The sequence below is a fragment of the Microcoleus sp. F4-D5 genome (assembly GCF_036704885.1).
In the GTDB taxonomy this organism is placed as follows: domain Bacteria; phylum Cyanobacteriota; class Cyanobacteriia; order Cyanobacteriales; family Microcoleaceae; genus Microcoleus.
This window is the reverse complement of record NZ_JAUBSX010000030.1, coordinates 43,762-55,937: the sequence shown is the minus strand read 5'-3', so window position 1 is coordinate 55,937 and position 12,176 is coordinate 43,762. Positions and strand designations below refer to the sequence as shown.

The following is a 12,176-nucleotide window of genomic DNA, read 5'->3' as shown; positions in this document are numbered from 1 at the left end:
TGCTTTTAACACGCTTCCAATGTCAAAATACCCGCAGATATATAAACTACTAACCGCCGATTTTTTAGCCACTGGCGGCCGATTAAAATTTCCGGTACTCCGTCACCCACATGAACGGGAATGTCAAATTCTTGCTCATCTATGCGTACTTTTCCTGCATAAAGATCGAAATCAAATTCTCCCTTTGCTGTCCGCATTTCTTGTCGCCTAATATAAATCCAATCAAGTCCCTCGAAATCTTGCTCGTCCATTGCTAACCAGCCCGAAAAACCTGTATCTAGCAGAGCATCTACAGGTAATTCTAAGCCGTTATTAGCAATCAATTCAATTTCAAAAAATAGCTCGTCCTCATCACCAAATCTTCCTTCAATCATATTGAGCCGCACGCCCCTGTGTTGTTGATGCGGAAAAGGTAGGGGATAGCATTTGGGTGTTTCTGGCGGCACATTTTGGTAGCCGCCATGTCATCCTTGTCGATAAAATATTCCCCGCTATCAGGTTCAACCGCCATGTACCAGTTGTAGTGAGTGTCAATTAAGTCTGGTTTAAGGCGATCGAAAATTAGTTTGCAACGCTTGCGAAATGCCGCTCTTTCGGCTCGCCACTGGGCTTTTTTTTCTTCGGACCACTGAATCTCTGGGAACAGTCTTCCCCGCCGCACGGTACGATTTGGTTTCACGTTAGTCATTGTTTGTTCTCCCTTATCCTCAAATCTTCCTTCAATCATGCTGCTCTTTCACTGTCAGACATCGGATCTAGAATTGTAGGGTGCGCTGCACCCTACAATTCTACCTAATTACACGCTAACGGGTGACTGTTTGCGGCTGAAGGTTGCCAAAATGCGATCGGCAATTTGCGGTGGAGTTAACCCTAAACTTGCAAATGATTGCTCAGGCGTTGCATGATCTACTAATATATCCGGTACGCCCAGACGCATCAGTGGCACGAGGATATTGTTGTCGAGGAAAGATTCGGCTACTGCTGAACCGAATCCACCCATCAAACAGCCTTCTTCTAAAGTGACAACTCGCCCGATTCGCTGTGCCAAAGGCAAGATTAATTCCGTATCTAAAGGCTTGACAAAACGCGCATTGATAACGGTTGCTTCAATGCCGTGTTCGCTCAAAATCTCGGCGGTTTGCATTGCCGGATAAACCATTGAACCGTAACCCAATATCAGCAAATCGTCGCCGTTGCGGAGGATTTCGCCTTTGCCGATCGGCAATTCTTCCCAACCTTCCTCCATCAGAGGCACGCCGTAACCGTTGCCGCGCGGGTAACGCATGGCGATCGGACCGCTGGTGTGATTGATTCCCGTGACTACCATCCGCTGCAATTCTGCCTCGTCTTTGGGTGCCATAATTGTCATATTTGGCAGACAGCGCAAGTAGGAAATATCGTACATTCCTTGGTGAGTGGGGCCGTCAGCACCGACAATGCCGGCCCGATCCAAACAGAAGAAAACGGGCAAATTTTGGATGCAGACATCGTGAATTATTTGGTCGTATGCCCGCTGCAAAAATGTCGAGTAAATTGCTACAACGGGGCGCATTCCTTCGCAGGCTAAACCAGCCGATAAAGTCACGGCGTGCTGTTCGGCAATGCCGACATCGATGTACTGTTTTGGCAGTTTTTCCTGAAGTTTGTCAAGGCCGGTTCCGGTTGCCATTGCAGCGGTAATGCCGACAATTTTGGGATTATTTTCTGCTAGCTTGACCAGGGCGTGGGTAAAGACTTTCGAGTAAGCTGGAGGCTTGGGTTTGGTGGAGGGAATGCCTTTGCCGGTGGCTAAGTTAAAGGGATTTTGGGCGTGATATCCTACTTGATCTTTTTCGGCGATCGCATATCCTTTGCCCTTCACAGTCACCACGTGAACTAGCACCGGGCCTTGGATGGTATGACCTTGTTTGAAAGTGGCAATTAATTCTGCCAAATTGTGTCCGTCTACCGGGCCCATGTAGGTAAAGCCCAATTCTTCAATTACGGCTCCAACTTTGGAAACTGCCAAGCGTTTCATGCTTTCTTTGAGGCGTTCCATTTCTGGGGTAAAAGTTTCGCCGACAAAGGGAATGTGTTTGAATTGTTCCTCTAAGTTATCTTTGAGAAACTGCACCGGCTGCGAGAGTCGCATCTTGTTCAAATAGCGGGTAATCGCGCCGACATTGGGCGAGATTGACATCTCGTTGTCGTTGAGCACTACCATCAGATTGGTTTTCGGCATATGGCCCGCGTGGTTGATTGCTTCGAGTGCCATGCCGCCAGTCAATGCACCGTCGCCGATGACTGCTACTGTTTTAAAGTTTTCCCCTTTGAGGTCGCGCGCCATCGCCATTCCTAGGGCTGCGGAAATGCTCGTAGAAGCGTGGCCAGCACCAAAATGGTCAAATTTGCTCTCGCAGCGCTTGAGATAGCCTGCAACGCCGTCTTTTTGGCGCAGGGTGTGGAATTGGTTGTAGCGGCCGGTTATCAATTTGTGAGGATAAGCTTGGTGGCCGACATCCCAGGTAACTTTGTCGCGATCGAGGTCGAGTGTTTGGTAGAGTGCTAAAGTCAGTTCCACTACACCCAGTCCGGGACCGAGGTGGCCGCCAGTGGCAGCTACAGTTTCTAAATGCTTTTCTCGAATTTGTCGGGCAATTTGTTCGAGTTGATGAATCGAGAGACCGTGTAATTGGTTTGGGTGAGTCAGTTCGCTCAGATGCATATTTTAAAATCTTGCTCCTGTGAATCAGAACGAATCCTTAACAGCTATAGGTTGAGCCTGCGACGTTGGGGACGCACAAACGTTAGAATAGTTTAACTGTTATTTGGGAAAAACTGTGAGGCGTAACAATTTTATTATTTCTGACCTGGGAATTATAGTAAATAAATATTACAAAGTCAATATAAAAAATGCTTATATTGTAATTCGATCGTCGCTAGTGAGAGCGGAAATATTGCCGATTAAAACTATTGGGAGTTCAAATTCAACTCTAAAAATGTTGAGATTCAATGCGATTATTTTGTCCAAAATTTTGTAGATTAATGTCAAGGCATCTCTCAGTTGAGCTACTATCTCTCGATCGGGTGATTCTAGAATGATATCCACAGAGAAATGTTGATGCCGGACTACAGTCTTTTGTACGTCAATGACAGTTGCATCAAAATAAAAAGCTTTATTTTCTAGTCCTGCGTCCGCTGCAACTCCTACTTTCCAATCCTTGATGCAGACGGTATCTCCCTTGATTAATTGGGGGTCAAATGTGTAAGTATCAATTAGAATCCTTTCTCCTGTTAAGCTCTCTCCGAGATTAATCAGAAGATAGAGATTTTAGTAAACTACCCTAACGGGTTGAGCGGTTGTTGACAGATCGATTTCTCGGTTAAAATTGCTCTCACCTCGCTCTCTGGAGCGCAAGGTCAAAAGGATAAGGTTGGCTTGCAGCATTAGCATCGCGGCGACCGAGCAAAACTTGCAGTGCCAGCCCGAATTCTTCGCGGTCGTTTCTATGCTTTGAAAGGTAGTGTTTCTATTTCGCATTCGTTATCAGGTGTAAGTTTTGCGTCATATAACAAAGCTCCAATTTCCATTTTCATCTATTAGTATCGCTATTTCATCACTCATCCCAGCCTGGATGTAGAGTGTTTTTAAGTGGCGATCGTAACGAAAAACATTGATAGGCTGATACAAATTTGAAAGCAACTGATAGAGGAATTTGGATTGTTTCTGCGTTGGCAAGTCACAACTCCTCGTTTATTGTAACGCTAATTGTAAAGTTGGGTGCGGCAAGCGTGCAGAATGGCGAGAATTTTTAGCAAAAAGGAAAGGACGATCGCCCTTCACGATTTATTACTTTCCAATTCAAACACAAAAGGGCGATCGCACTTATCTATTACAGCATTCACTCTAATTCAGTCGCACTTCTGGCAATTTCTCGGCCCCTGTCGTATCAAATACGATCGCGTGTTTGGCCGCGGGCAACAACCGCCGTAAAATCTGCATATATCCCTCAGCATCGCCCCGGCGGTGGAACCGAGCAACTACCAATCGCTGCATATTCGGCAATTGCCGCACGATACACCAGGGATGAGTGTTTAATTTGGGCTTTGATGTTGGTATCATAGGGTAATCCTTCCCCGCGTTTGCGGGGTGCGGTAAAAAAGGCGATCGCCCTCAAGTTTTCGAGGCTAGGTGGGCGATCGTTTTCAGTGTACATAGATATTATCTGTTGCATACGCATCAATGTCAAGTTAAAACATGGGATACGTGAGACTGCGGATTCGAGAACTAGCTGAGAAGAGGGGTTGGAGCCTAAAGCAAGTTGCGGATCGCTCAGGAGTGAATTACAACACTGTCAGAAGCTACGTTCAGCGCGATACCTTAAACACAGTCGATCTCTCTGCTGTCTACAAAATTGCCCGCGCCTTCGATGTAACAATGGAAGATTTGGTCGAGATTTTGGAAGATTGAGGACGCACTAATGGGGCGAGTTAGGCTAAAATTCGAGAGTTGGCAGAAGAAAAGGGCTGGACGCTGCAAAACGTGGCCGATCGCTCAGGGGTTAATTACAACAAGGTTAAGGGTTATGCTAGACGAGATGACGGCATGAGTACGGTTGACCTTAGCGCCGTTCAGAAGATCGCCCTTGCTTTTGACGTAATGATTGAAGATTTGGTCGAGTTTTTGGAATAGTAGGGGCGATCGCACTAATGGGCTACGTTAGACTGCGGATTCGAGAACTAGCTGAGCAAAAGGGTTGGACATTTAGAGAAGTTGCCGATCGATCGGGAGTCAATTACAACACGGTAAAAAGCTACGGGAGGCGGGATGCTTTGAACACAGTCGATCTGTCTGCTGTCTGCAAAATAGCCCGCGCCTTCGACGTGACGATTGAAGATTTGGTCGAGATTTTGGAAGATTGAGGACTCATATCAATTCCGGTTAGATCGGAATGATTAAACCACAGAGGGCACAGAGGACACAGAGAAAGAGAAGATAGAGATAATAATTCCGATGTCAACGGATTTGATATTACAAAATACCCAGCGGGTGCGGCTCAATCGCAGATATTCACATCAGATCGATAATCTCATAGGCGACGCACCATACAAAATGCGTCGCCTGAAAACTAAGAATCTCGTAAACCCGCTCCCCGTGCTATACTCGCGTTTGACTTTGCAAGATTTCTGCCAACAACCGCTCTTGACTTTTCGCGGGTTCTTTGCAAGTCAAACACTCGCAAACTAACCCGATAACACCTTCAGGCAAATCAGCCTCGATCTGACAGACAGCAGTCGGATAATACTGCGAAATCAACCCGGAAATCTGGTCGGGTGACGTGCGAATCAAGGTAGAATGTTGATACCAGTCGATCGCCGAAAGTAGACTCGGACAAGCTTGCGGAGCATCTTGTACAATACTGCTGAAAGCTTGCAAAGCTTGCTCCGCGCGATCGAGATATTCCAAATTCTGGCCCAACAGTGCGAGGCGAACCAAAGAGGCGATCGCAATTCCATTCGCCGCCGGAGTTGCGTTGTCTATATAGCTGCGTTCCCGCACCAACAAATCTCCGCTAGCATCCTTAGCAGTATTGTAATATCCTCCCAATTCCACGCTCCACAAAAACTCATCAAATTCTTCTTGCACCTGCACAGCTTTCTCCAACCAAAACTGAGAATTTGGCAACTGTTTTGCCTCTTCCCCATTGCCTAAAGTCAAACTCGCTTGGTGCAAATCCAACAATGCTTTCACAAACAAAGCATAATCTTCCGACTGCGCGGTTACAGCAGATTGTCCGTCATAATTCAACCGCTGAAACCGCCCATCCCTCCACTGATTGTCTAAAATAAAATTAGCAGTTGTCACAGCTAATTCGAGATATTCCCAATTCCCAAAAACGGCCGCAGCGCGGGCCAAACCCGAAATCATTAAGCTATTCCAAGCAGCAATCATTTTCGTGTCAGTAACGGCGGGAATTCTACCCGGCCAACTGTCGTTTTTAGCTTCTTGATTGTTGCGGGCTGGCGGAAAGGTTTTGACACTATCGGGATGGCCGCCGTAGCGGACAGCAAAGAGTTTAGCCAAAGCCGTTTCTACCGTGTCGCTCAGTTTTCCCGGATGGCGGCGCTGCAATACATTCTTGCCTTCAAAATTGCCGCTGCGACTAACAGTAAACTGTGCTTTAATTTCCGCCAATTCCTCAGCAGTTAATAGTTGTTCCAGTTCGGCATAAGTCCAGACATAAAATGCTCCTTCTTCCGGTTCAACTTCTTCACAAGTGTTAAAGCTGTCCGCATCCTGTGCAGCATAAAAATAGCCTGTTGGCGCAATCATTTCTCGCTTCAACCATTCTACTGTCCCCGCGATCGCCCTTTCAAAAGCGGGTTCTTGTATTCCCGCGCTCCACAAATTCGCCAAATATTCAACAATTTGACCGTTGTCGTAGAGCATTTTTTCAAAGTGCGGGACAGTCCATGTCGTGTCAACCGTGTAGCGGTGAAATCCACCTCCTACGTGGTCGTAAATGCCGCCCAATGCTAAATCTAATCCGCGCTGAGTGCAGACTTGTTTGCTGTCGTATTTTGATTCAAAATTAAATCGGGTTCCCCGCAGTGCTAGCTCAGCATAAGGTATCATGGGAAAACTGGGCCCGGGGTTGTGGCCTGCCACAATTCCGGTGTTTATTTCTAAGCCTTTTTGAAAGATTTCGCGATTTAATTCTGCGGTTACTCCTGATAGCGCTGCCGACTGTTTGAGGTTGCTTAAAATCTCTGCTTTGAATGCTTCTACTTTGCCTTTTTCTGTGTCGTAAAATCGGCGAATTGCTTGCAAAACTTCTAAAAATCCGGGCCGCCCGTAGCGCGGTTCTACGGGGAAATAAGTGCCTCCGTAGAACGGAACTCGCTCGTCTGGAGTCAGAAAAACGTTGAGAGGCCAACCGCCTTGACCTGTCATCATTTGCAAGGTTTGCATGTAAATGCTGTCGATATCCGGGCGTTCTTCGCGATCGACTTTTATCGGTATAAAGTGCGAATTCATGTATTGGGCGATCGCGCGATCGGAAAATGCTTCCCCTTCCATCACCGTACACCAGTGGCAGCTAGAGTAGCCAATTGACAGGAAAATCGGTTTATTTTCGCTTCGGGCCGCTTCCAAAGCTTCGTCGCACCAAGGCCACCAGTCGATCGGATTTTCGGCGTGTTTCCGCAGGTAAAGGCTTTGGGATTGAGCAAGACGGTTGACCATAATCAAATCCACTTTAACTCGTGCTGAGTAAGCTTGTCAGTTCTCTAGCAGTTTAGCGCGAGATGTTTTAATTGAGTTGTTGCTGATAATTATGTTTTAATATTATGGCTGATTATCTCGATCTAACATGAGTTTATCATCTCGGAGAACCTTCAATCAACACCTAGGACAATTTTTGCTGAGTGCTGCTGTTCCTCCTGCTGTTCTCAAACTCTACCAAACTGCCTCACCGGAGCAAGCTTTATTAGATACTAATCTTAACAATTTCCTGGCTAAAGCAGACCCAGAAATAGAATTATTAGTCCCGACCTTTTTAGGTAACGACAAGCGTCGGTTCTACGGCCGAGGTGTTCCGAAAAGTTTGAAGTTAATCGACAAATTTGAGCTAGGAAGCGGACGGACTTTTCTGGGAAGGCGGTCTGTAGTTTGGAGCGGTGCCGGTTGGACGGGACAGCCGACAATTACCAGAGACGGGGGAAAAACTTATTTAATTATAGGTGCTTATGACCACAATTTGCGAAAAATAGATATTGCTACGAATAAAGAAGTTTGGCGATATAAATTTGATGATATAATCAAAGGTTCATCAACAATTTATATCGATGAAAAAGCTAGCGCCGAAAACAGAATTGTGATTTTGCAGGGCAGCCGCAGCGGTGGCGGTGGCAAAAGTGTCGTGCCGAGTTTTAGGGCAATATCTTTTAGAACTGGCAAGGAACTTTGGAAATTGGACATCAGGAGAACGCCCAGCTACAGCCGGGATAATGACAGCAGCGCTTTGGACATCGGCGGTGGAGTTTTGTTCAATGCGGGGGAAAATGCGATCGGCTATTTTCTCGATAGTTCCACAAGCAATGCAAAAATCAAACAAGGCATCAAGCAGCCAAATATCTTGTCAGAAGTACAGCTTTATGCAGCAGGAGATATCAGCAAGCACGGCGGAAACTTGGTAGCGGAATCATCGCCCTCACGGCTCAAAGATAGAATATTTGTAGCTGCTGGTTCCGGTCATATTTACGGTATTAGCATTGAAACTAAAAAGATAGTTTGGGATTTTTATACTGGTTCAGATTTGGATGGTAGTGCAGTAATTTCTAAATCAGGAAAACTTTTTTGTGCGATTGAAAAACAATACATTCAGGGCAACGGCGGAGTGCTGAAGCTGAATCCAAACAAGGAACCGAATGCCAGCGTCGAATGGTTTTTGCCTACCGGAAATCGCCGACTTTCTAGCTGGGAAGGCGGGATAATTGGCTCGGTGGCGTTGAATGACGAGTACAATTCAGGGGAGTTTCCGGCGCTGTTTGCCACAAATGCGATCGACGGCAATTTGTACATCGGTTCCCAAGATATGATTACAGGAAAAAAAATTGCTGTACCTTGGCGAAACCAGTCTTACGATACTCCGGTAATAGTATTTAAAAAAGCCATTGGTTCTTCAATTTCAACTCCGATTTTTACCGATGGCAATAAACTGATAAGTGCGGGATACAACGGTGTTTATTTGTTCAATTTGAATTGGGAACGAGCGAAGTCTGGGGATCGGAATGCTTTGAAAAATGCTAAAGGGGAGTTTTACCGTTTGAAAGTAATAGACTCGGGGAGATTTAAACCCGGTTTGTCATTTGAGGCGACACCTGTAGTTTGGGACGGAATTGTGAGGATTTGCGCGAGGGATGGCTGGATGTATACTTTGGGTTAGTTATTGGTATTTTGTACCTCTATCGGGAACAGGCTTTTCGGCCTGTTATACAATAAGTAAACTCTGTTGTGTAACAGGCCGAAAAACCTGTTCTTAAAAGGGTGTTGAAATCCGCAAATGCCACTAACTGCCGTTTAACTGCGCTTATATCTTTCATATAAAAGATGTCAGGAATTATCGGAAACTTGTTATAGCAATCCTCGCATCATTTGTGAAGTTCTTACTCCCTAGCAAGCGAGTTCGGGGAGGGTTGGGGTGGGGGAAAAAATTTACGACTCCTGCAAGAATTGCTATAGCAGCAGTGCGCGGGCTTGATTGGTCGCTGTTGATTTTACTAAGGTGGGGCTTGGGATTGTCGCTGACTGCTTGGAATGTCGATCGAACTGAAGGGGAAGAGTACGAAAAAGCGTTTGGGCGGTGGCGGTTGAAGAAACAGGTGGGACAGTGAAAAGCGCTTTTTATCGGTATAAATTGCGAATTCATGTATTGGACGATCGCGCGATCGCAAAATGCTTCCCCTTCCATCACCCTTGTATCTTAAAAGAGTGAGGACGGTCGATCGCCATATCAATCAGGCGATCGCTGATAATTTAGATTTGACAATCCTCGACCTAAAGGTACGAGGATTCTTCCTTCACAGGGATTCCGACGAATTTACCCTCAGAAAGCATCTTGACCGTATGCCCTACGGCTGCAAGTCCTCTAATAAGAACTACTTGAGCTGCTGCAATATCCCTATCAGTTGTGTAGTTACAGCTTGAGCAGGTGTGGGTGCGCTCTGACAATTCTTTTTTGCCCGTTTCTACACCGCAACCAGGACAAATCTGACTTGTTTTATGAGCGCTTACTTTCTGGAAGTACACGCCATGCTTAAAACAGGTTTGCTCTAATATTGCGAAGAACTGACCCCAGCTTGCATCTAAGCAATGTTTACCTAGTATTGCTCTAGACAATCCTACTAGGTTCAAGTCCTCAACAAATATCATCCCCACATCTTTACAGAGTTGGTGAGACAATTTCCAGTGCCAGTATGAGCGACAGTTTGCAATGTCCTCGTGCAGTTGAGAAACTTTCTTCTGAGCCTTTTTCCAATTATTTGAGCCTAACTTTTTCCGACTGACGCGCTGTTGCAGCAATTTCAGCTTGCGTTCGGCCTCAGCGAAAAACTTTTGGCGCTTGACTAAAAGACCGTTAGAAATTGCTATGAAATTAGTTAAGCCAACATCAATCCCAATCCCCTCGCCGTGTGGCATAACCGACGGCACTGACACGTCCCATTGTAGGGTTAGCATTACATACCAACCGCTGGCTCTCTTGACGATTCTGACTTGTTTGATAGTTGCCCCATCAGGAATAGGACGCGATTGGTGAAGTTTAACCAATCCAATCTTGGGTAATTTTACTTTTCCATTCTGAACCGGATCAACCCCCAATTGAGGGAAGACAAAAGACCGCATTGTTCCCGCTTTTTTAAAGCGAGGAAAACCGTGCTTTTGTTCCCACATACTGACAAACGCTTTTTCAAGCCGTCTCAATGTTTGTTGCAAAACGTGTACGGCCACGGCACCCAAAGCCGATATACTTGCCCTGGCTGCGGTTAAGTTCTTGCACTGACTAGCATAAGTTGGTCGTTTTGTTTCGGCCCCAATAATAAATTCAGAGCGGATAGAGCAAGCGTTAACCGGGCAACTACGAGACTCAAACCAATGCTTGCGCTCTGCCAATGCGTAGTTGTAGACGCGACGACACTGTTCCAGCCAATCTTCAAAAATGGCTGCTTGCGCTGGCGTTGGTCTTAATTTGTACTCGTAGGTTAAGTTAAACACTTGCTCTATCCTCCTACTCTGATTATACAGTCGTGAAGAAAGGTCGGAACGCTTATTCACAACTCTTAACTAAAGTCGCCCTAGAAGGGCGAGGCTTGTACCCAGTTTCTTGGTCAAACGAGTCGATCGTGTCGGAAAACCTTCAATCAACGGCTGGGAAAATTTTTGCTGACTGCGGCGGTTCCTCCTGCCGTCCTCAAACAGTCCCAAACTGAATCTGGGAATTGACGGAGTGAGAAACCCGCTGAAACCTCGATCTTTAGAGGGTTTAGGCTTTTGAACCTCCCTCAAGAGAGTAGTAATCATCACAAGTTAATTGACCATTTTGATGGTAGCGAACGCGAACAATCGTGATTAGACCCTGCAGAAAGTCTAAAAATTAGCGATCGCACGCACGCATTTTTTTGATGACAAGCTACTCAAACCCTTACTGCGTCAAGTATTTCTACTTACCGATCGCACGTTAAATTTTGGAATCGAGCTTTTTCGGAAAAATAATATTAACCAATTTTTAGCGAAAGCAGACCCAGAAATAGAATTATTAGTCCCAAAATTTTTAGATAACGACCACCGCGCCTTCTACAGTAGACGCAGGGCTGTTTCATTCTTTTGTAGGGGCAGCCCCCCGTGGCAGCCCCCATCCCACCAAATGCCTAACAAATCTTGGATGGGTCGGCATTCAGGGCACGACCCGTACAAAAGGCTGGTTTTCCTGAGAATGAAACAGCCCTGACGGTAGAGGCGTTCCGAAAACTATGTCCCAGAAAGTCTAGTCATCCGTTTACTGGGCGAAAGTTCCGGCGTCACAGATAATAACGACCACCGAAACCATTGGTCTCTAAACTGAGATGTTGCACCACGATCGATCGGCCTGTTTTGGGCGGCCTCTCCTGCCTAACCTATATTCCCCACAAGAAAACTCATTCTTCGCTTCACGGGCCGGAGAGCGCGTTCTTAATAATGGTGCAACATATCAGTCTAAATGGCGCTTGTTGCTGAATCAGAAAGCGAGAATCGACGCACCTAATACGATCCAAGATTTTGTCCTGAGTTATAGCCCACATTCCGCAGCTTCAACTGTCACCATCGGTTTTTACCTATTTTTACCCAGCAATCAAGCTATCACTTAAAATTTTATGCAGTACATTAACGGATCAAAAACTTTTTAAGGGCATAAATTAGAGGTTTAAAACACTTTAATCGGTAATTATGCTGTGTGAAACCCTGTTTGGAAATTTGACTTATAGCTTTTTTCAATAGATAAAAATCACGACTAAAATTCGGTTGGTAACACCCATATTTTTTTGATTTACGCAATAAAAAATAGCTGGCTAGAGGTCATCAATTTAGGCATTTTTGCTAAATCAAATCAGCGTATTTTCAATTTTGATCGAATCTTTGTCAAACCTACTTGCATTAACTT

15 protein-coding genes are annotated in these 12,176 nt (G+C 45.7%); 7 read left to right on the top strand and 8 right to left on the bottom strand.

Annotated features, from left to right (window positions below):
* Positions 1–5: 5 nt before the first annotated feature.
* From QUA80_RS15980 to QUA80_RS15960, 6 genes are all read right to left on the bottom strand, one after another.
* A complete protein-coding gene (locus QUA80_RS15980) occupies positions 6–374 on the bottom strand; it encodes an aspartyl protease (protein ID WP_333426039.1) in 369 nt (122 codons plus the stop codon).
* The gene (locus QUA80_RS15975; protein ID WP_333426037.1) at positions 371–688 is read right to left on the bottom strand and encodes a hypothetical protein; all 318 of its coding nucleotides are present in this window, start codon (positions 686–688) and stop codon (positions 371–373) included. The genes QUA80_RS15980 and QUA80_RS15975 overlap by 4 nt, the downstream gene beginning before the upstream one ends.
* A 108-nt stretch (positions 689–796) precedes the next feature.
* On the bottom strand, positions 797–2,704 hold the full coding sequence (gene dxs, locus QUA80_RS15970) for a 1-deoxy-D-xylulose-5-phosphate synthase (protein WP_333426035.1): 1,908 nt from the start codon (positions 2,702–2,704) through the stop codon (positions 797–799).
* 192 nt (positions 2,705–2,896) lie between these two features.
* The gene (locus QUA80_RS15965) at positions 2,897–3,088 is read right to left on the bottom strand and encodes a hypothetical protein (RefSeq protein WP_333426033.1); all 192 of its coding nucleotides are present in this window, start codon (positions 3,086–3,088) and stop codon (positions 2,897–2,899) included.
* A gap of 456 nt (positions 3,089–3,544) precedes the next feature.
* Positions 3,545–3,718, bottom strand: a complete 174-nt coding sequence (locus QUA80_RS33825) for a DUF6888 family protein (RefSeq protein WP_445302245.1) — start codon at positions 3,716–3,718, stop codon at positions 3,545–3,547.
* Positions 3,719–3,886: 168 nt separating this feature from the next.
* Complete coding sequence (locus QUA80_RS15960; protein WP_333304516.1) at positions 3,887–4,102, bottom strand: hypothetical protein; 216 nt, start codon at positions 4,100–4,102, stop codon at positions 3,887–3,889.
* Between the two features lie 135 nt (positions 4,103–4,237).
* Here QUA80_RS15960 and QUA80_RS15955 point away from each other — a divergent pair, with 135 nt between their 5' ends.
* Genes QUA80_RS15955 through QUA80_RS15945 form a run of 3 tightly spaced genes read left to right on the top strand, consistent with a single transcriptional unit; the run spans position 4,238 to position 4,902 of the window.
* On the top strand, positions 4,238–4,450 hold the full coding sequence (locus QUA80_RS15955; protein ID WP_333426031.1) for a helix-turn-helix transcriptional regulator: 213 nt from the start codon (positions 4,238–4,240) through the stop codon (positions 4,448–4,450).
* A 39-nt stretch (positions 4,451–4,489) separates the two neighbouring features.
* On the top strand, positions 4,490–4,672 hold the full coding sequence (locus QUA80_RS15950) for a helix-turn-helix transcriptional regulator (protein WP_333426029.1): 183 nt from the start codon (positions 4,490–4,492) through the stop codon (positions 4,670–4,672).
* Between the two features lie 17 nt (positions 4,673–4,689).
* The gene (locus tag QUA80_RS15945) at positions 4,690–4,902 is read left to right on the top strand and encodes a helix-turn-helix transcriptional regulator (protein WP_333426028.1); all 213 of its coding nucleotides are present in this window, start codon (positions 4,690–4,692) and stop codon (positions 4,900–4,902) included.
* Positions 4,903–5,137: 235 nt separating this feature from the next.
* Here QUA80_RS15945 and QUA80_RS15940 read toward each other — a convergent pair whose 3' ends face one another.
* A complete protein-coding gene (locus tag QUA80_RS15940) occupies positions 5,138–7,225 on the bottom strand; it encodes a thioredoxin domain-containing protein (RefSeq protein WP_333426026.1) in 2,088 nt (695 codons plus the stop codon).
* A 127-nt stretch (positions 7,226–7,352) separates the two neighbouring features.
* Here QUA80_RS15940 and QUA80_RS15935 point away from each other — a divergent pair, with 127 nt between their 5' ends.
* Together QUA80_RS15935 and QUA80_RS15930 are read left to right on the top strand one after the other, a co-directional pair.
* Positions 7,353–8,927, top strand: coding sequence for an outer membrane protein assembly factor BamB family protein (locus QUA80_RS15935; RefSeq protein WP_333426024.1), 1,575 nt, complete (start codon positions 7,353–7,355; stop codon positions 8,925–8,927).
* 211 nt (positions 8,928–9,138) lie between these two features.
* The gene (locus QUA80_RS15930; protein ID WP_333426022.1) at positions 9,139–9,375 is read left to right on the top strand and encodes a 2TM domain-containing protein; all 237 of its coding nucleotides are present in this window, start codon (positions 9,139–9,141) and stop codon (positions 9,373–9,375) included.
* A gap of 163 nt (positions 9,376–9,538) precedes the next feature.
* Here QUA80_RS15930 and QUA80_RS15925 read toward each other — a convergent pair whose 3' ends face one another.
* The gene (locus QUA80_RS15925; RefSeq protein ID WP_333426020.1) at positions 9,539–10,753 is read right to left on the bottom strand and encodes a transposase; all 1,215 of its coding nucleotides are present in this window, start codon (positions 10,751–10,753) and stop codon (positions 9,539–9,541) included.
* Positions 10,754–10,785: 32 nt separating this feature from the next.
* Here QUA80_RS15925 and QUA80_RS15920 point away from each other — a divergent pair, with 32 nt between their 5' ends.
* Together QUA80_RS15920 and QUA80_RS15915 are read left to right on the top strand one after the other, a co-directional pair.
* Positions 10,786–10,968: a hypothetical protein gene (locus tag QUA80_RS15920; RefSeq protein ID WP_333426018.1), complete on the top strand. Its 183-nt coding sequence runs from the start codon at positions 10,786–10,788 to the stop codon at positions 10,966–10,968.
* A gap of 633 nt (positions 10,969–11,601) precedes the next feature.
* Positions 11,602–11,883 (top strand): hypothetical protein, encoded by a 282-nt coding sequence (locus tag QUA80_RS15915; protein WP_333426016.1) that lies wholly within the window; start codon positions 11,602–11,604, stop codon positions 11,881–11,883.
* Positions 11,884–12,176: the final 293 nt, after the last annotated feature.

Excerpts from the sequence above, each read along its gene's own strand:
- QUA80_RS15940 (WP_333426026.1), bottom strand. The coding sequence starts at position 7,225 with ATGGTCAACCGTCTTGCTCAATCCCAAAGCCTTTACCTGCGGAAACAC.
- QUA80_RS15955 (WP_333426031.1), top strand. The coding sequence starts at position 4,238 with ATGGGATACGTGAGACTGCGGATTCGAGAACTAGCTGAGAAGAGGGGT.
- QUA80_RS15960 (WP_333304516.1), bottom strand. The coding sequence starts at position 4,102 with ATGATACCAACATCAAAGCCCAAATTAAACACTCATCCCTGGTGTATC.
- dxs (WP_333426035.1), bottom strand. The coding sequence starts at position 2,704 with ATGCATCTGAGCGAACTGACTCACCCAAACCAATTACACGGTCTCTCG.
- QUA80_RS15935 (WP_333426024.1), top strand. The coding sequence starts at position 7,353 with ATGAGTTTATCATCTCGGAGAACCTTCAATCAACACCTAGGACAATTT.
- QUA80_RS15915 (WP_333426016.1), top strand. The coding sequence starts at position 11,602 with ATGTTGCACCACGATCGATCGGCCTGTTTTGGGCGGCCTCTCCTGCCT.
- QUA80_RS15945 (WP_333426028.1), top strand. The coding sequence starts at position 4,690 with ATGGGCTACGTTAGACTGCGGATTCGAGAACTAGCTGAGCAAAAGGGT.
- QUA80_RS15975 (WP_333426037.1), bottom strand. The coding sequence starts at position 688 with ATGACTAACGTGAAACCAAATCGTACCGTGCGGCGGGGAAGACTGTTC.
- QUA80_RS15980 (WP_333426039.1), bottom strand. The coding sequence starts at position 374 with ATGATTGAAGGAAGATTTGGTGATGAGGACGAGCTATTTTTTGAAATT.